Below are 18750 nucleotides of genomic sequence, written 5' to 3'. Positions count from 1 at the left end.
CTATTCCTCCCCGTCCTGCGTGCGGCGCCGGCGCGGGCGGAAGATGTACGCACCGCCGGCCAGCACGACCACGCCGAACGTCCCCAGTATCGCAATCGTGATCGGGCGGACGCCCGTGCGTGCCTCGCGTTCCAGCGCCACCGTGATCGATTCCGGATTGGCCGGCGTCGCCGTCGGCGCCGGAGCCTCGGTCGGCGCCAAGCTGGCCCCCGGCACGCTCAATTCGCTCAGAAGACCCTCGGCTTGATCGAGCAGCGCGTCGGCGTAGGCGTAGTTGTGCACGCCTTGGCTGCCGTCGCCTTGAATGAAGTCCAGTGCCGCCACGACCTGCGCGTACCGCGCGGCGGCTTCGGCGTCCGATTCGGCGAATGACACGGCACTCGCCCGTGCGCGCGCCAGCGAAAGCCGGCCGGTCACGGATTGCTGCGTATCGCGCACCAGCGACACGAGGTCGTCGGTCGTCAGGTCGGTGTGGCACGCCTCGCACGAGGCTGGCGGAGCCTCGCCTTCGATGTCCTCGGGCAGCACCGGGTTCCACGTGTGGTTCGCCAACTCGGTCAGGCCGGCCATCACGCGCGACATGTGGCATGTCGTACAGGTCGGGCCGCCCTCCTCGGCATGATGCACGGCGGGGATACCCTCGACGCTGTCGATGATCGTCTGCCCCTCGAACATCTCCTTGACCGGATGATGCAGGGTGTCGAACAGCGGCGTGCTCTGGTGGCATGCCGTACACAGCGCGTATGGCTCGTCGGCGAGGTTGAATTCGACGTCGTCGTCCGGGTGACCGCTGTGGCACACCGTACACGTAATCCCGAACTGCGCCGTATCGAGGGTCGGCAGTTCGGGCGGGACGCCGGTCAATACTTCCTCGTCGTACGCTTCAAGCACGCGCGAGGTGAATGTGAAGTCGCCGCTGTGGCAGGTCAGGCACTCCGCCTCGGCACGATTACTGGCTTTGAGCGTATCGAGGGCGGACGCGTGCGCCGAGTTGAACCACTCGTTGAACTGCATGTTGTTCTGACGCGCGTGCCCGGTGGCCCAGAACGCCACCGGATCGTCCTCCTCGGCCAGCACGAACAGCGAGTCGTGCAGCAGGTCGGTGCCGGGCCGGTAGCCCATCGGGAACATGCGCCCGGATTCGGGGTCGGTGCCGCGGCTGTGGCACTGCGCGCAAATCTGCGCGTCCGGGCTGACTACGATCGCGCCGTGGATTTCGGCGATGTCCTCGTCGGAGGGGCGGCGTCCGGCATCGCGTGCGACTTCGATATGAAGGCTCGCGGGGCCGTGGCACGCCTCGCACCACACGCCGTCATCGACCCAGCGTTCACGGTCGATCTCGAGGCCGGTGGTGTGGCATCCCGCGCAGTTTTGCAGGAAGTCGTAGCCCGGGCCGGGCCATTCGGTGTCGAGTTCGATCCGCCGCCACGTCTGCGCGACGGTGTCCCATTCGGCGGGGAACACGGCGTATTGGCGGCGCTCGATTTCAAAGACGTAGCGCTGCGCGTACCTGCCCGCGCCGATCACGTAGGCAATGTCGTCGGCAGTGAATGCCCGCGGCGCATCCTCCTCGGGGAACTGCACAGTGCGTTCTTCTTCGCCCTGCTCGAAGTCGCCGAGGATGATGCTGTCATCGCGGCCTACCTCTTGCAGCGCCAGCGCGTGCAGCGTCTCGCCGTGCTCGCGCACGACGTTGCGGTGGCACGAGCCGCACTCGTCCGCCCCTTCATACTCGGCGTCCGACAGATCGCTTTGGGCCTGAACGGGTATGGGAACCGCAATGAAGCTGAACCACACCCCGAATAGGGTGAGGCTCAGACCGCAGATCAGCACCCCCCATACGGCGTTACGCTGCATACCCACCCCCTCTGCATGCGTATTCGATGCGCCGTTACCGCCACATCGTGGACTTTGTCCACACGTACGGCGGCATGAAATCGGATTGTAACACCTGTCACGCGGAAAGACATGCGATTGCAATGGTGTGTCTGGCAGTGTTCGTCAGGCGCGCTGGGATAGGCTATAGTTGACTGCAACACGTGGCGGAACAGAATGCGTATCCGCCTGCGTGGGCTGCATGGAAGTACGGGGGTGGTGTTATGCAGCGTATTCGTCGTTGGTTTGCCGGCCGCACCTTGCGGGACTATCTTCCCTACGCACTGTTCGGTTCGGGCTTTCTTCTCGTGCTGTTGGCTATCCCGCCGCTGTGGGAGTACAGCAACTCGCCGCAGTTCTGCGGCACGACCTGCCATACCATGCCGCCCGAATACAGCACCTATCTGGTGTCCCCGCATGCGCGCACGCTGTGCGTCGACTGCCACATCGGTCGCGATCTGATCCTTGTGCAGGCATACCGCAAGATCGGCCACATGCGCCTTGTCGTCGACACCGTGCTGGACAACTACCACTATCCGATTCGCTCGGCCGAGATGAGCCCCGCGCGAGAAACCTGCGAACAATGCCACACGCCGGAGAAGTTCTCCAACGACAGCATGCGCGTGATCAACAGCTTCGAGAACGACCGCGAGAACACGCCGTACAGCACGTACCTGCTGATGCGCACCGGCGGTGGCATCTCGCGTGAAGGCTTGGGCTTCGGAATCCACTGGCACATCGAGAACAAAGTCACGTTTATCGCGCTCGACGACCTCGAACAGGAGATCCCGTGGGTGCGCGTCGAAAACGCGGATGGCACCACGACCGACTTCAACGCCATCAACTCGCCGATCGACACCGAAAACCTCGATCAGTACGAGATGATCGAAATGGACTGCATCACGTGCCACAACCGTATCGCGCACCTTCTGAAAGACCCGGAACAAGCTTTTGACGAGGCCCTGCACCGCGGCGACGTCTCGCGCGACATCCCGTTCATCCGAACCCGCGGCGTCGAACTGCTCTCGCAGCGCTACCACTCGATCGAAGATGCCCAAGCCGCTTTCGAGACGCTGGACGACTACTACGCGGAGAACTACCCCGAGTTCTACGCCGAGGGCGCCGAGCAGGTCGAAGCCGCCATCCACGTGTTGGGTGTGCTGTATACCGACAGCAACTACCCCGAGCAGGAACTGACGTACGACACGCACCCGAACAACACCGGCCACTCGGAGTCGCCGGGGTGCTTCCGCTGCCACGACGGCCAGCACTTCAGCGAGGCGGGCGAAGCGATTCGCCTCGAGTGCAACTTGTGCCACACCATTCCAACCGTCGTGCGTCAAGGCGACATCGAGCCGCGCATCCCGATCGCAACCGGCCTCGAGCCGCAGTCCCACCTCGACTCGACGTGGATCGCCCGCCACCATCAAGCGTTCGACGCGACGTGCTCCAACTGCCACACGGTGTCAAACCCGGGCGGCACCGACGACCAGAGCTTCTGCGCCAACAGCGGGTGCCACGGCAACGAGTGGACGTACGCCGGCTTCAACGCGCCCGGTCTAGCGACGATGTTGGGCATCACACAGGTCGAGGCCGAACCGCTGCTACAGGATTTCGAAGGCGAACCGACCTACACCGTGCTTCAGCCGCTGTTCGATCAGCAGTGCGCGGCGTGTCATGGCCCGAACCCGTCAAAGGGCCTGCGCGTAACCGACTACGCCAGCATGATAGCCGGCAGCGAGACCGGTCCGGTGGTCGTCCCCGGCGACCCGGACGCGAGCGTGCTGATCACGACGCTGAAGGACGGTCACTTTGCGCGGCTCACCCGCCGCCAGCTCGACCTGCTCGTGCAGTGGGTCGCCGACGGCGCGCCGGACTAGTGCCTATGCTTGGTACGGTGTTCCGCTAGAACCCGCCCAACCTAGACCTCGCCCCCGCCTCCCTGCGCTCGACGCCCCTTCTCCAGTTTGGAGAGGGGGTCGGGGGGTGAGGTTTTTGTCGAGCCGTAAGTTCCCGTTGCAGGGCGTCCACAATCGAGGACACAACAAAACAACACGGGAGAGAATCTGCGTATTCTCTCCCGTGCTTTGCATGCGAACAGCCGGTCTGCGATTCCGATGTCCGCTGCAAGAGACGCTGACCGTAACGGCTCCGACGTCATAAAGGTGACGCCTGCGAACCGTCCGGCCGCGCGTTAACCTGTAAACCGTCAAGCCTCCACGAATGTTGCAAATTCGTTATCGGCTAATTGCCGGAATTGCCTTTGCCGCCAGAGTTTCCGGGGTTTTCGGGTCGATTCGGATTGCTTTGACCGCCGCCATTGCCGTTGCTATTGCCGTTTCCGCCGGCGTTGCCCGCACCATTCCCGGAGCCTCGACCATTTCCGCTGCTGTTGCCCGGCGCTTCCGCACCCTCGCAGCGTGCTCGCCATCCGTTGGCGTTTGCCCACGGCGGCGGCGGATTGTCGCAGTCGCCCGGATCGCGCCACAGATCGCCTTCCGGGCCCTCCTCGACCGTATTGTCAGCCTCGTCATCGTTCGCTAGAACGAACGTCTCCGCCCGGATGTTGAACAGATGCGCCCCGCGCACAAGCTCGCCCTCGATACGGATCCGGTCGTTCACGCGCAGCACCTCGAGCAGCGGATCGTCTTCGACCAATTCGATCTCAAGGCCGCTAATCGTCAGCAGGCGGCCGTCAATCGCCTCGACCACCCCCTCCAGCGTGAGGCGCGCAGCACGCTCGACGTTTAGCTCCACCGTGGGTGTGACTGATGGCGCAGCGGTCGGCTCCGGCGTGTCTGACGGCTCGACGGTCGGCGTCGAGGACGGAGGCACCGGCGTCGCGCTTGGCGGAACGGGCGTTGAAGTCAATTCGACTTGCGTCGCAGGCGGGACATCGGTGACAGCCACGATCGGTGTCGCGCTTGGCGGACGCGGCGTCGAGGTCGGCTCGTCGGTGGCGGTGGGCGCAATGTCCGTCGCCGTTCCGGTTTCGGTTACAGCGGCAACAGCGGCGGGCGTGGGTGTGGCGCCCGCGCTGTAGTTGCTCAGCGCGCTGAACAGCCCGAACAGCGCAATCGCGGTTACCGCCGCACTCGCCAGCACAAACGCAGCGTACCGGAGGATCGGACGCGGGCTGCCGCGCGCGGCCGCGGGTACGGCGGCCATGACCTGCGCCTTCATGCGCGCGCGCGCCGCCGGGTCGAGCATCGGCTTGGGGCCGGTCGCAAGGCGCGACGCGGCGCGCACCGCCGGATCGTCCGGCAAGTCAGTCGACACGCGATCGCTGGCGGGCGGCAGGTGCCGGTCGAGCGCGTCGGAAAGGCGGTCGGGGTCGAGATGGTCAGTCATCCGAGACCCCCCGCAGATAGTGCCGCCCTTTGCTTTCGCCGAGCAGTGCAGCGAGCTGAGTCAAAGCACGGTGTTGGATCGACCGTACGGCCGATGAAGACTTACCCATAATCTCCGCCACTTGCTCGTGGCTCTTCCGTTCTACGAACCGAAGCACCAGCAGCATCTGCTGTTCGTCGGTCAAGTGGTTGAGCGCGCCGCGCAAGTCGGCAAGGCGCTCTTGCTCACCCAACGCATCCTCAAGGGACGTGCCGCCGGGAACGGCAAGGTCGTCCTGCAATTCGGTGTGCGGGCGGCGGTGCGACCGCCGACGGGCATCGACGACACGCGCCGATGCGATCCGGTACAGCCATGCCTCGAACGGCACACCGGAATGACGATAAGCGGGCAATCCTTCAACCATCTTCACAAATACGTCCGCGGTGAGATCCTCCGCATCGGCACGGTCTTCGACCCGGTACGACACGTACCGAAAAATCCGCTCGACGTACATCTCGTAGAGGTCGGCAACGGCGTCCGGGTCTCCGCGCTGTGCGCGTTGGATGAGCGGCTCTGTCGCCACCGGGCAATCCTAATCTTCGTCCGTGCAGCGGTGAGCGTCTGCTAGATATACCGCATGCCCCCCGCGAATGTCGCATCTCCGATGATAAACCGGGTTGACAAGTTCCGGCGTTGACGCAAAAAGAGAGAGCGCGGAGGGGGGATCCACGCTCTCTCGTACTTGGCGCTGGGGTCGTGTGCGTTAGTCTCCTGCGGCGACGGGCACCGGTACGCCCAGCGGTTCTTCAACGGTGGTGGTGGTGCGGCTGCGGCCCCATGGGGTGCCCAGCCACTTGAGCAGGAAGAAGTCGGCGCCGATGTAACCTGCGTTCTTCCAGGCGAAGATCAGGACGAGTGCGACCACGAACAGGACCGGGTTGGTGCTCGCCGAGCCGGCCAGCATGAAGTTCATGTTCATGAAGGCACCGAAGAAGGCGGCGATACCGACGAAGGCACCGATGATCAGGGCGACGCCGACCAACAGCTCACCGTAGGCGACCAGCTTGGCGAACCACGTGTAGGCTTCGGCGTCCAACATGGTCTGAAGGAAATCGCGGTACCAGTCGAAGGAAATCGGCGGGCGGCCAGTCTCCGGGATCGCCACGGCGCGTTCCCAGTACCCCTGAAGTGCGGTGCCGTTTTCGGTCCAGCCCGGGACGCCGATCTTGCCGGTCGCCGAGTTGATCCACTGCATGCCCAGCCACACACGGACGGCCAGCCACAGCACCGACATACGCGCATCGGTGAACAGGAACTTCACGAACGGGGGGTCCTCCACAACGCGGTTCTGATTGGCCTTCAGGAACTTCAACATCTCTTGCTCTCCTCGTTTTCGACTTGCCTGCGTTCAATGACACAAGAATAAGTCCAGCCGAGGAGGGCCGGTAGCAGGCAAAACCCTGAAGTTTTGGCGAGGCGCGTCAGGATTTACCCGACACTATTCGAGGTGCTTGTGCTCCATCGCCGAGCGCACGAGCTGGGCGCGCGTCTGCAGGCCGAGCTTCTCCATGCCGCGGGCGCGGTAGGTCTCGACCGTCTTGGTGCTCAAGTACAGTTCGTCGCCGATCTCCGCATTGGTATAGCCGAGCGCCACCCGCTTGAGCACGTCGAACTCGCGTTCCGAAAGCTCGCGCCACGGGTCGCTATCGTCCGGCTGAGCCGCGGCGGACGCCGGGCGCAGCAAGTACTGCGTCATCGCCGGATGCACGTAGATTTCACCGCGCAGCACCGCTTGAATCGCCATAATCAATTCGGTGTCGACGGCCTTCTTCAGCACGTACCCCGCCACACCGGCCTGCATCGCTTGCTGGAAGTAACTGCTGTCGTCGTGCATGGTCAGCACGATGATGCGCGTGTGCGGCGAGCGTTCCATGATCGCCGGAATGACCTCCAGCCCGCTGCCGTGCGGCATGTTCAGGTCGAGCAGCAGCACGTCCGGCGTGTGCCGTTCAACCTGTTCGAGCGCTTCCTGCCCGGTGCTGGCCTCGCCAACCACCTCCCAACCGGGCTGCTTGCTCACCAGCAGATTCAAGCCCGACCGCAAGATCGCGTGATCGTCGGCCAATACGATACGCACACTGTCCGCCATTACGCGTCTTCCTCCGCCGCCTCGTTGCACGGCATTTCGATAAACAGGCTGGCCCCCTGCCCGGGCGCAGACTCGATCGTCAGCGTGCCCCCGAACAGTGCCGCCCGCTCGCGAATGCCGTGCAGGCCGAGGCTGTCACGCCGCTTGGCGACCTGTTCCGGGTCGAAGCCAACGCCGTTGTCCTCGATGATGATTTTGAGCCGTCCGCCCTTGCATGTCACGATCAGGCTGACGGCGCCGGCCTGCGCGTAGCGCGCGATGTTGGTCAATCCCTCCTGTATGATGCGATAGACCGCCGTCTCCTGCTCGAGGGCGAGACGGTGTTCCAACCCGGTGATCACCGCTTCGACTGGGATGTCATGGCGGGTCTGATAATCCTGCACGTAGTTGCGGATCGCGCTGGCAAGGCCGAGGTCGTCCAGCGCGCGCGGGCGAAGCCGCCATGAGATGTCGCGGATTTCATCGAGGGTGTTGGCGATCACGCCGCGCAGGTCGTCCACCTGCGCGCGCACACTGGCGAGGTCGTCAGTCTGCTTGACGTTTTGCAGCCCGACCAACAGCAGCGTCAGCGATTGGCTGGTGCTGTCGTGCAGTTCGCGGGCGATACGCTGGCGCTCGTTCTCCTGCGCGCCGATCACGCCGCTGATGTACTGCTCGCGCAGGCGGTCGCGGTCGATCCGTTCACGTTCGGCCTGCGCCAGCGACTCGGTCATGTGGTTGAACGCCGAGGCCAGCTCGCCGATCTCGTCGTCTGCCCACCGCTCGACGCGCGGGCTGAAGTCGCCTTTTGCGACGGCGTGCGTCGCGCTGACCAGATCGAGCACCGGGCGCGTCAGGATCCATGTCAGAAAGAAGGCCGCGGCGAAACCCACCGCCACCATGACGAGCGTAATCGCCAGCAGCTGCAGCGTGACGCGATCGACCGTCTGCATGATGATGTCGCGAGAGAGGCCAAGCCGGAGCAGGCCGTCGATTTGCGCAATGGCGCTCTGTACTTCGATGGTGTGCCCGTCGTTGACGACGTACACGGCGTGAACGCCGCCATGGTCGTGGGGAACCGCACCATCGGTCGACGCGGCCCGCCCGTCACGCGCGATTTCGTCGCCGCCCGCAGACTGCACGACGATGTAATCCACCAGCGTGTTGTGGCTCTCCGATGAGTAATGGGCACGGCGTTCGGCGAGCGTCAGCCGCAGCGCCATAGGATCGTCGGATTCCATCAGCGCGCCCACGTCTTGCGCGATGCTGTTGGCGAGCGCGATACCCTGTTCTTCTAGACTGCCGGTGAGCGTGTCATCCAAGACGCTGCGCATCTGCAGAATAACGAAGGCGCCCAGCACGAGAATGACGCCGATGACGATGCCCAGCACCTTCACGCGGATACTCACCGCGCCGATCACGTCCCAAACGCGCTGAACGACGCTCGCTTCCGTTTGTCCTGCCATCCCCGGCTGACCCTTCGCTGTCACGAGACACGAGGGTACGCAAGACAGGCCAATAGTTCAAGCGGCGGTCGGCGGGGGATGAATCAATAACAGCGGGCTGGTGCATCGACAACACAGCGCAGCAAGATGCCAATCGGGATGTACCACAAGGCGATAAACAGTCGATCCAAGTTCGGGTAACGCGCGCCCCAGAAATCGTACGGGACACGTTGTGCCATGGCCTAGTTCTCCTCATTGGGAAGCAGCGACATGGTTTGGATCCACACGGCGCGATCGACGGTCATCTTACTCGTCGGTCCTATCCTGAGTCGCACGCACCCACCCGAGGGCGATCAACATGCCGAGCGAGATCAGCAGGAACGGCAGGATGTACTCGAATCGGTTGAGGGCGACAAGAATTGCGATGCCGCCGAGGTTGATCCCAGCGCCGAGCCTGTTGCCAACATCGTACGTGAAGCGCCCCGCACGACGGTATCCGTCGTATGCGTTGTACAGCACCACACACGCCGGCACCGCAATGAAGATCGCCCACCAATTGCCGGTGAGTTCGATCCAACCGCTTTGCATAGCGAGGAATACGACACCGAGCGCGATCAGGATCAGCGCACCGGTCATACGGCGCGAGTTCGGGTCGGCATCGTGCGCGCCAAAACCGTCTTGGTCAGTCTTGACCTTCTGTTGAAACGACATGGGAGGTGTACCCTTTTCAGACTAAGCACACGGACAGGCCATCAACCTGATTCTACGCCTGTATGCAGCCCGTACATTCGGGCGCATTGTCACCCACCATTGATGACGGATGTAACTTTCGCATATCCCGATCCTATGGCTGTGATTCATTGCGGCTCACGTTGCCGCGCAGCGCTCCTCGAGTACCTGTCCACACGTATTTGACACCCCTCGTGCGTAGGGCTAGAATTCAATTGTTCGTACATTCGCACCGCCCCGCGGTAAGGAGGACGCTCCACCGAAACCATCCCGATCCCGTTTCCATTCACCAACGTAGAACCGTCTTCTTCGCTCAAAGATAAGGGAGAACCCAGATGTTCAGACGTTTCGCCCGTCCCATTTCACTGTTCTTGATCCTTCTTTTCGTCTTCGCTGTCCCGATGGCCGGGTCGGCGCAGGATGACATGGTGTTCTACTGGGTGTCGCACGGCGCGCCGACCGACCCGGTGTGGACGTACTTCCTCGAGGGCGCGGTCCAGTGGTCTGAGGACACCGGCCACGAAGTCCGCACCTCGTTCCACAGCGGTGACGTCCCCTCGCATCAGGAAGCGATCCGCGCGGCCATCGCCGCCGGCGCAACCGGCATCGTCACCAGCACCCCGGACCCGGGCAGCTTGACCGAAGTCATCGCGGAAGCGCATGCGGCAGGCATCCCGGTCATCATCATCAACACTGAAGACAAGGACAGCGGCCGTGATGCCTATGTCGGTGGCGACAACGTCGTCATCGGCCGGCGCTGGGCGCAGTATCTGGTCGACAACGGCTTCGTCACCACCGGCGACTTCGTCTGGATGCCGGTGGAAGTCCCGGGTGCGACCTATCAGGTGCTGGAGACCGAAGGTATCGCCAGTGTGTTCGATCCGCTCGGCATCGAGTACGAAATCACAGAAGCGACGCTCGATCAGGCCGAGATCATCACCCGCATGTCCGATTACCTGACCGCCAACCGTGACCGCATCAGCGCGATCATCGGCCTCGGCGACTTGGTGACCGGCAGCATCGCGCGCGTGTTCGATCAGGTCGGTGTTGCGGCCGGTGACATCCCGGTCGTCGGCTGGGGCAACTCGCCCGAGACCGCGCAAGAAGTCCTCGACGGCTACGTCAACGCCGCCATGTGGCAAGACCCGCAGGCCACCAGCTACATGGGTCTGTCGATGGCCATGATGGCCGCTGTTGGCATCCCGCCCGGCTTCGACATCATCGTCGGCACGCTCTACGAGGCGGACACCGCACAGGTCTACCTCGACATCATGACCGGCAACTAGCCTACAGGATCGGTCGGCATCGCCGGCCGTTTCACGCGGCAAAATGGAATGCTGGGGTGGCCGAAATCGGCCACCCCATGCGGTATGATCTGGCGCAACGCCACTTACAAGGGTTAAGTGCATGCAATCCTCGTCTCCGCTTCGAAGATTCCTTACCGGTCAAGCCTCGACGCCGTTCGGCCAGTTCCTGCAAGGGTTCATCGGCCGGCCGGAGTTCGGCCCCTTTGTACTGCTGATCCTCGAAATAGTCGTTTTTACAGCACGGTCTAACGCGTTCCTTTCGCCCACAAATATCAGCAATCTGCTGGCATTCACGCCTGAGCTGGGCATGATCGCGCTCGGCATGACGATGTTGATGACGTCCGGCGAGTTCGACCTGTCGGTCGGCTCGGTGTTTGGCTTCGCGCCGATCGTCATGTGGACGATCCTCAACACCGGAACCGCATCGCTCGAAGTCGGGTTCTTCGTCGCCATCGCGATTGCCGGTGTGATCGGCTTTACCAGCGGCATCTTCGTCACACGCCTGAAAATCCCGTCGTTCCTTGTCACGCTCGGCATGCTGCTGGTCGTGCGCGGCACGGCGCTTTACATCACCGACGGCTTCCCGCAGCGCACGTGGAGCGCCGAAGGCTCGTGGCTCGCCAGCCTGATCGTCGGCGAGCACACCATTGGCAGTATCAAGCTATACGCCTCGGTGATCTGGTTCATCGCCTTCGCGATCATCCTCGCCTATGTGCTCACGCAGACCAAGTTCGGTAACTGGATTCTGGCATCGGGCGGCAACGCGCAGTCGGCACGGGCGCGCGGCGTCAAGGTCGGGCGCACCAAGATCATCCTGTTCATGCTCACTGCTATCATGTCCGCCTTCGCCGGCATCGTCAGTTCGATCCGCGTATCGGCGGCCAACCCCAACAGCGGTACCGGCTACGAGCTTGAAGTGATCGCCATGGTCGTCATCGGCGGTACGGCGCTGACCGGCGGGCGCGGCACGATCATCGGCACCGTGCTCGGTGTGCTGATCCTGCGCCTGATGCGCAATGGCATCGTGCTGATCGGCGTGCCGGGGCTGGCCTACAACATCTTCATTGGCGCGATCATCCTCGGCATGATGGCGCTGCATTCGTGGCTGGAACGCCGCCACAACGCGGGGGTCTAACATGAACGACGAACTCGTACGCATGGAAAACATTTCCAAGTTCTTCGGCCGCGTGCAGGCGTTGAGCGATGTCACCTTCACCGTACGCAAAAACGAGATCGTCGGCCTGCTGGGCGATAACGGCGCCGGTAAGTCGACCCTCATCAAGATTCTGTCCGGCGCGCTTGTCGCCGACAGCGGCACGATCTACATGCACGGAAAGCCGGTCTCGATCCGCAGCACGACCGACGCCATCAAGCTCGGCATCGAGACGATCTATCAGGATTCGGCGCTGGTTACGCAGTTGTCGATCGCGCGCAACCTGTTCCTCGGCCGAGAGCCGACTCAAGGCCCACGCCTGCTCAACCGGATGGATCAGCAGGCGATGAACGCGGCAGCACAGGGCCTGCTCAAGAAAGTCGGTATTCAGAAGGACATCCCGCCCACCACGCCGATCAGTTCGCTTTCCGGCGGTGAGCGGCAGGCGGTCGCCATTGCCCGCGCCATGCACTTCGAAAGCGAACTGATCATCCTCGACGAGCCGACCAACAACCTCGGCGTCGAGGAGACTCAGAGCGTGCTGCGCTTCGTCCGCAACGCCCGCGACTCCGGTCATTCCTGCATCTTCATCGCGCATAACATCCACCACGTGTTTCAGGTGGTCGACCGGATCGTCGTGCTGCGGCGCGGCAAGAAGATCGCCGACGACATCGAGCCGCGCAAGACGACCATCGAGGCCGTCGAGCAGGTCATCATGGGGCATCTGGAAGGCTTGCTGGACGCGCCGCCGCCGGCGTGAGTTGAGCGGAATCGCGCATAGTTGAGTCGGCGTTGTGACCTGAGGGATACCCATGGCCATTCACGACCGATCGTTTGACGAAATGCGCGGCGACTTTGCGGCGATGTGGCGTCTGCTCGATGCCGACTTCGCCCATCGACGCGACGATTACGTGTGGCACGTCAGCCGCCTCGGTGACTGGAAACACGGCCTGTGGAACGAGAAGAAGCTGTTCCCGACGTTCTTCCGCGACTACACGCACCTGTGGCTCGATGCGTTCGATACGCTGCTCGGGTTCGTGCTCTCCGAAAACGCCGACGAGGTCTTCTTCATCGTCACGCGCCCCGGCTACGACTACCTCTACGCCGACATCCTCGACTGGACGATCCGGCACTGGATGCCTCGCTTCGGCAAGCTCACGACCGAAGTGCATGAGGGCCAACAGCACGCGCTGGCCGAACTGGAACGCCGCGGCTTCGGAACGTCCGGCGTGGCCGCCACGACGCGCGTCTACGATCTGAGCGCCACGTCGCCCGCCCCAGCGGAGCTACCGGAGGGCTACCAGATCGTCGACATGGCGCAGAACGGCGACTATCGCGCTAAAGCCGTGCTGAACCTCGACGGCTTTTCCAACCGCGACGACCTGACCGAATTCGATCTGCTGCGCTATGCCTATTCGCGCGAGAATCCGGCCTACGATGCGCGCCTTGACCTGTCGGTCGTCACGCCAAACGGGCTGCACGTCTCGTCATGCGTCGGTTTCGCCGACCCGGCCCACGGCGTGGTCGAAGTGGAGAAGATCGTCACGCACCGGCAGTACCGGCGGATGGGGCTGGCTGAGGCCGCCGTGCGCGAGTGCTTCCGCCGCGTCGCGCGCATGGGAATCACCCGCGCCTACATCACCGGCTACAGCGTCGAGGCCAACGGCTTGTACGAGAAACTCGGGCCGATCAAGTACAAGCGCTGGTACCACTATTCGCTCACGCCGTAACGCCGCAGCAATCGCCATATCGGACTACAATGAACTTGCGCCCTCAGCCCATGACGTAACCCCCGGCGCTTCTGTCAAGCTAGTCGCGAGGATTCAGACCGACATGGACTACGTACCCTTCACCCAACTCGCCGCCGAATTCCTCGAAATCGCGCATGGTCAAGTGTGGGCCGCAGTCGCCACGGTCGACGCGCAGAACCGCCCATGGACACGCACCCTCCACCCGATCTGGTCGCTCGACGACGGCAGTGCGGTCGGCTGGGTGCTCACCAGCAGGTACAGCCTCAAGGCCAAGCACCTCGCGTACAGCCCGTATGCCAGTGTCGCCTATGCCAAGGATCCGGTTCGTCCACTGACCATCGAGTGCCATGCCGCATGGGTGGACGACCGCGCCGAGATCAAGCGTGTGTGGGAATGGTTCAAGCGCACGCCCGAACCACTCGGCTACGATCCCGCGCTGACGTGGCCATCCAGCGACGGCCCGGAAGTCGGCCTGCTCATGTTGACGCCGTGGCGGCTGACGCTCGGTCACCTCGGCGGCCCTTGGCTCGGCTGGCGCGCGGACTGAGACGGTCACTTCACACTGCGTTATAGTCTGTTGTGACGTGCACGGACAGAAGAGGCAATCCGTCAGCGTGGAAACGACCTTCGGCTTTTACGACCTGATCGAGACGTTCGCCAAACCCGGGTGTGCCGTCTGCAATTTGCTGCAGAACGAGACGACCCGCCTGCTCGACTCGATCCTCTACGAATACACCACCGACTCCGGCATACAGGCCGACTTTCGCGACAGCCGCGGCCTGTGCGACGAACACGGCCATCAGCTTGCGCAGATGGGCAACGCCCTCGGCATCGCCGTGCTGTACGAGCACCCCCTCAACGAAGTGCTGCGGATCCTGCGCCGCACTCCGCCGGGTGGCAGCTCGCAGCAGCGGCTGATGAACCGGCTGTTTCCGCAGAACCCGAACGTCGCCATCATCGACGCGCTGACGCCGAGCAAGCCATGCGTCGCCTGCAAGATGCAGTCAGGCGCCGAAACGCGTTACGTCAAAATTCTGAGCGACTTCGTGGACGACGAACGCATGACCGGCGCATTTCGCGCGTCGGACGGGCTGTGCCTGCCGCACTTCACACAAGTGCTGCAGAATACGTACGATGCCCACCGGTCACGCCTGTTGATTACGATCCAGTCGGACATTTGGTCACGCCTGCGTGACGAACTGCGCGAGTTCATGCGGAAAAACGATTATCAGAACGCCGACGAAGCGATCACCACCGCCGAAGGCAACAGTTGGCGGCGGGCGGTGGCGCGTATGGCGGGCGAGCGCGGAGTCTTCAGCCCGCGCCGCACCACCCACTAACGAGAGGTCCATGCCGTAAGGTCCGGCTTATCACGCTGTATCTGGAAGTCATACGCGCACGTACTCATCGCGCAGCCCCACAATTTCACGCGACAGCATGAAGGAGGACCCGCATGACGGATCAGGCAGACGGTGGAGTCATCGGCATCACTGGCGCATCGGGCAAGGTTGGCCGGCGCGTCGCCGAGCGGCTTGCCAAGCGAGGCTTGCCACTGCGGCTGATCGTACGCGACGAGTCTCGAGCGCCCAAGCTGCCGACCTCGACGGTGGCCGTCGCGTCCGACTACACCGACCGTCCCGCAATGGTCGCGGCGCTCTCCGGCGTATCGACCATGCTGCTCGTGTCTGCTCACGAAGGCGGCGACCGCGTGCAGGTGCACAAGGCCGCGATCGACGCCGGGGTCGAGGCAGGCGTCCAGCGCATCGTGTACCTGTCGTTCCTTAACGCCGCGCCGGATGCGACCTTCATCCTCGCCCGCGATCACTACCACACCGAGCAGGCGGTCCGCGCGACCGGCCTCGATTTCACGTTATTACGCAACAGCCTGTATGCCGACGTGATGCCGGGGTTTTTCGGCAAGGATGGAGTCGTGCGCGGGCCAGCGGGCGATGGGCGCATCTCGGTCGTCACGCGCGACGACATCGCCGACGTCGCGGCGGTCGTCCTCGCCGATCCGTCCTATAACGGCCAGACGATCAACAACACCGGTCCCGAGGCGTTGTCCTTCACCGAGATGGCAGCGATCCTCACCGAGATCACCGAGCGCCCGTGCCGTTTCTACGACGAGACGATGGACGAAGCGCGCCAGTCGCGCTCGGTCTACGGCGCGCCTGAGAAGATCGTGGACGGGTGGATCAGCACGTACACGGCGGTCAAGGCGGGCGAACTCGACTTCGTCGGCGACGACGTGCGGCGCATCACCGGCCACGCGCCGCTGAGCTTCCGCGAATTTCTCGCCCGCTATCCCCAAAGCTACGCGCATCTCGTGGACAGCTACGAACCGCGCTGAGGTTGGGGCGCTGACCCAAACCCAGCCAGAAGGCTTTCGCCTTCTGGACTCCCATACTTGTAAAAGAGATCGCGCATGTGACCTCTTCTACAGTTACGGGGTCAAGGGGTGCAAATCTCTTGTGGAGGTTTGAAGGCGAAGCCTCTGCACGCAGCTACGCGCGCTCCAGCGCCGCGGCCTGTTCGCAGATGACGTCGATGGCGAGGTCGATAGTGTCTTTGTGGGTGTGATACGCCAGCACGGCAAGCCGGATCCAGAACACGCCGTCGATGCGCGTCGATGAGAGGAACACGCGGCCGTCGCGCTTGACCGCCTCGACCAACTGCGCGTTGAAGGCGTCAGCGTCACCGCGCGCCGGCACGTAGCGCCACAACACGACCGACAGGTCGGGTTCTGGCCCGACCTCGAAACCGTCGGCTTCCGCCATACGGGCACGGAAATAGCGGGCCAGCAGCATCTTCTCTTCGAGGGCGGCGGCGAACGGGCGCGTCCCGAATAGTTTTAATGGGAGCCACACGCGCAGTCCTCGAAAACTGCGTGTCAGCTCCGGCGACAGGTCGGCTGGCGACAACTCCTCGCCGCCTTCCACGTCCTGCAAGTAGCTCGGCGAATAGTGGTGCGAGGCCAGCATCGTGCGTCGGTCTTTGATCAGCACGGCGCCCGACCCCCACGGCAGGAACAGGCTCTTGTGCGGGTCCATGATGACCGAGTCCGACCGTTCGATCCCGCGCAGGCGTTCGCGCCCCGGCTCGCACAGCGCGAAGAACGCGCCGTATGCCCCATCGACGTGGAACCACAACCCTCGATCATGCGCGATCTGGCCGATCTCGGTCAGCGGATCGACCGCGCCGGTGTTGGTCGCGCCGGCGTTCGCCACGACCAGCCACGGATTGAGGCCGGCCTGCCGGTCGGCGTCAATCTGCGCTGCGAGCGCGTCGGGCCGCATGTGATACGCCGCGTCCATGTCAATCAGGCGCATGACGACCTCGGTAAACCCGGCGATCCGCAGCGCCTTGTCGATCGAGTGGTGGCGCTCGCCGGACAGATACACCACGCTGCGGGCGTAATCCTTCGGTTTCAGGCCGTGGGCGTCGCGCGCCGTCACGACGCTGGTCAGGTTGGCGATACTGCCGCCGGTCGTCAGGTTTCCGGCCGCGTCGGCAGGATAGCCGACCATCTCGCCCATCCAGCGCAGCAGCATGTTTTCTAGCCGCACCGCCCCGGGCGCGACGAAGAAGATGCCGGAATACAGGTTGGTCACCGCGCTCAAGTAATCGCCCAGCGCGGCCGGATACAGCCCGCCGGCGGGGATATAGGCCAGATGCCCCGGCGCGGTCGGGTTCAAGCCCGGGCTGTCGACGTGCCGGTGCAGCAGGCGCAGCGCCTCGCCGATGTCGATCGGGTCCGGCGAGATCGGCGCGTCGAGGATGCCCGCGCCCATGTCGTCGGTGTACTGATACATCGGCCGGCCCGGCGACTCGCGATAGAAGCGGTCGACGTAAGCGACGACCTCGCCGGTCAGGTGTTGGCGCTGCGCGGCGCTCAGTTCCAGCGCGCGGGCTTGAGATTCCAATTGGTCGAGACGATCAAACATCGGGTCTGCTTTCGGGTCGTTACGCACCGTGTGATGATAGTCCCTTTCACAGACACCGAACAACCGTAGAACACCGCGGATGTCGTGCCTGTCATTCCGTTCAGACCGCGATCCCAGTGGCACGCGGTACAATCGGTCGCAACTATGCGACTAGGAGTCACGATCATGGCAATTCCGAAAATTCCCTTTGGACGAACCGGCCACCTCAGCTCGCGCACGCTGTTCGGCGCGGTCGCGCTCGGCACTGTCACGCAAGACGTGGCCGACCGCACGCTCGATCTGCTGCTTGAATACGGCATCAACCACATCGACACCGCCGCCAGCTACGGCGACTCCGAGCTGCGCATCGGCCCGTGGATGGCGCAGCACCGCAAAGACTTCTTCCTCGCCACCAAGACTGGCAAGCGTACCTACGCCGAAGCCCGCGAAGAGTTCCACAAGTCGCTCGACCGCCTGCGCGTCGACTCGGTCGACCTGATCCAGATGCACTACCTCGTCGCTGAAGACGAGTGGAAGGTCGCCATGGGCCCCGGCGGCGCGCTCGAGTATCTGGTCGAGGCCCGCGATCAAGGGCTGGTCAAGCACATCGGAGTCACCGGCCACGATGTCGAAGTTACGCACAGCCACCTCAACAGCCTCGAAGCGTTCGACTTCGACTCGGTGCTGCTGCCGTACAACTACATCATGATGAAGAATCCGGCCTATGCCGCCGGCTTCAACGCGGTGCTGGCACTGGCGCAGTCGCGCGGGATCGCCGTGCAGACAATCAAGGCAATTACGCGCAGGCCGTATCACGGCGAGCACACCCACGCCGTGTGGTACGAGCCGCTCACCCGCCAAGACGCCATCGATAAGGCCGTACACTGGGTGCTGGGTCAGCCCGACATCTTCCTCAACACCGTCGGCGATGTCACCCTGCTGCCGAAGGTCTTGGACGCGGCCAATCGCTTCGTGTCGCGCCCGACCAACGCCGAGATGGACGCGATCATCACCGAATGGGCGATGGAGCCGCTGTTTACGTAGTCGGTGGTGCGCCGCACCACACCCCGCCAAACCGACACGCAGACCTCGCCCCCGGCCTCTCAAGG

General features: G+C 63.5%; 17 protein-coding genes. 9 read left to right on the top strand and 8 right to left on the bottom strand.

Annotation, left to right across the window (positions count from 1 at the left end; translation table 11 throughout):
* The gene (locus tag IPM16_13185; protein ID MBK9124053.1) at window positions 1-1857 is read right to left on the bottom strand and encodes an ammonia-forming cytochrome c nitrite reductase subunit c552; all 1857 of its coding nucleotides are present in this window, start codon (window positions 1855-1857) and stop codon (window positions 1-3) included.
* A 242-nt stretch (window positions 1858-2099) separates the two neighbouring features.
* On the opposite strand from IPM16_13185, the gene IPM16_13180 reads away from it, so the two are divergent.
* The gene (locus IPM16_13180; protein MBK9124052.1) at window positions 2100-3755 is read left to right on the top strand and encodes a NapC/NirT family cytochrome c; all 1656 of its coding nucleotides are present in this window, start codon (window positions 2100-2102) and stop codon (window positions 3753-3755) included.
* Between the two features lie 364 nt (window positions 3756-4119).
* On the opposite strand, the gene IPM16_13175 is transcribed toward IPM16_13180, so the two are convergent.
* From IPM16_13175 to IPM16_13150, 6 genes are all read right to left on the bottom strand, one after another.
* Window positions 4120-5226 (bottom strand): hypothetical protein, encoded by a 1107-nt coding sequence (locus tag IPM16_13175; protein MBK9124051.1) that lies wholly within the window; start codon window positions 5224-5226, stop codon window positions 4120-4122.
* On the bottom strand, window positions 5219-5788 hold the full coding sequence (locus IPM16_13170) for a sigma-70 family RNA polymerase sigma factor (protein ID MBK9124050.1): 570 nt from the start codon (window positions 5786-5788) through the stop codon (window positions 5219-5221). Before IPM16_13170 ends, IPM16_13175 begins: the two co-directional genes overlap by 8 nt.
* A 180-nt stretch (window positions 5789-5968) precedes the next feature.
* On the bottom strand, window positions 5969-6580 hold the full coding sequence (locus IPM16_13165; protein MBK9124049.1) for a DoxX family membrane protein: 612 nt from the start codon (window positions 6578-6580) through the stop codon (window positions 5969-5971).
* 123 nt (window positions 6581-6703) lie between these two features.
* Entirely contained in the window at window positions 6704-7354 is a 651-nt protein-coding gene (locus IPM16_13160; protein ID MBK9124048.1) for a response regulator transcription factor, read from the bottom strand.
* Window positions 7354-8799 carry a HAMP domain-containing protein gene (locus IPM16_13155; GenBank protein MBK9124047.1) on the bottom strand — a complete coding sequence of 482 codons (1446 nt, stop codon included), beginning with the start codon at window positions 8797-8799 and terminating at the stop codon, window positions 7354-7356. Before IPM16_13155 ends, IPM16_13160 begins: the two co-directional genes overlap by 1 nt.
* 285 nt (window positions 8800-9084) lie before the next feature.
* A complete protein-coding gene (locus IPM16_13150; protein MBK9124046.1) occupies window positions 9085-9489 on the bottom strand; it encodes a hypothetical protein in 405 nt (134 codons plus the stop codon).
* A gap of 353 nt (window positions 9490-9842) precedes the next feature.
* Between IPM16_13150 and IPM16_13145 the strand changes: the two genes are divergently transcribed.
* The 7 genes from IPM16_13145 (at window position 9843) to IPM16_13115 (ending at window position 16068) form a co-directional block, all read left to right on the top strand.
* A complete protein-coding gene (locus IPM16_13145) occupies window positions 9843-10793 on the top strand; it encodes a substrate-binding domain-containing protein (GenBank protein ID MBK9124045.1) in 951 nt (316 codons plus the stop codon).
* Between the two features lie 121 nt (window positions 10794-10914).
* Complete coding sequence (locus IPM16_13140) at window positions 10915-11949, top strand: ABC transporter permease (GenBank protein ID MBK9124044.1); 1035 nt, start codon at window positions 10915-10917, stop codon at window positions 11947-11949.
* 1 nt (window position 11950) lies between these two features.
* On the top strand, window positions 11951-12727 hold the full coding sequence (locus tag IPM16_13135) for a sugar ABC transporter ATP-binding protein (GenBank protein MBK9124043.1): 777 nt from the start codon (window positions 11951-11953) through the stop codon (window positions 12725-12727).
* Window positions 12728-12779: 52 nt separating this feature from the next.
* Window positions 12780-13697: a GNAT family N-acetyltransferase gene (locus tag IPM16_13130; protein MBK9124042.1), complete on the top strand. Its 918-nt coding sequence runs from the start codon at window positions 12780-12782 to the stop codon at window positions 13695-13697.
* Between the two features lie 103 nt (window positions 13698-13800).
* Window positions 13801-14265 carry a pyridoxamine 5'-phosphate oxidase family protein gene (locus tag IPM16_13125; GenBank protein ID MBK9124041.1) on the top strand — a complete coding sequence of 155 codons (465 nt, stop codon included), beginning with the start codon at window positions 13801-13803 and terminating at the stop codon, window positions 14263-14265.
* Between the two features lie 67 nt (window positions 14266-14332).
* Window positions 14333-15058 carry a hypothetical protein gene (locus IPM16_13120; GenBank protein ID MBK9124040.1) on the top strand — a complete coding sequence of 242 codons (726 nt, stop codon included), beginning with the start codon at window positions 14333-14335 and terminating at the stop codon, window positions 15056-15058.
* A gap of 113 nt (window positions 15059-15171) precedes the next feature.
* On the top strand, window positions 15172-16068 hold the full coding sequence (locus IPM16_13115) for an SDR family oxidoreductase (protein ID MBK9124039.1): 897 nt from the start codon (window positions 15172-15174) through the stop codon (window positions 16066-16068).
* Window positions 16069-16222: 154 nt separating this feature from the next.
* On the opposite strand, the gene IPM16_13110 is transcribed toward IPM16_13115, so the two are convergent.
* Window positions 16223-17662, bottom strand: coding sequence for an aminotransferase class V-fold PLP-dependent enzyme (locus tag IPM16_13110; protein ID MBK9124038.1), 1440 nt, complete (start codon window positions 17660-17662; stop codon window positions 16223-16225).
* 165 nt (window positions 17663-17827) lie between these two features.
* Here IPM16_13110 and IPM16_13105 point away from each other — a divergent pair, with 165 nt between their 5' ends.
* A complete protein-coding gene (locus tag IPM16_13105; GenBank protein MBK9124037.1) occupies window positions 17828-18685 on the top strand; it encodes an aldo/keto reductase in 858 nt (285 codons plus the stop codon).
* Window positions 18686-18750 lie beyond the last annotated feature (65 nt).

This window comes from Candidatus Flexicrinis affinis, from assembly GCA_016716525.1.
Classification (GTDB): Bacteria; Chloroflexota; Anaerolineae; order Aggregatilineales; family Phototrophicaceae; genus Flexicrinis; species Flexicrinis affinis.
Note: the sequence above shows the minus strand (reverse complement) of the source record. Positions and strands in the feature narration are given on the sequence as shown.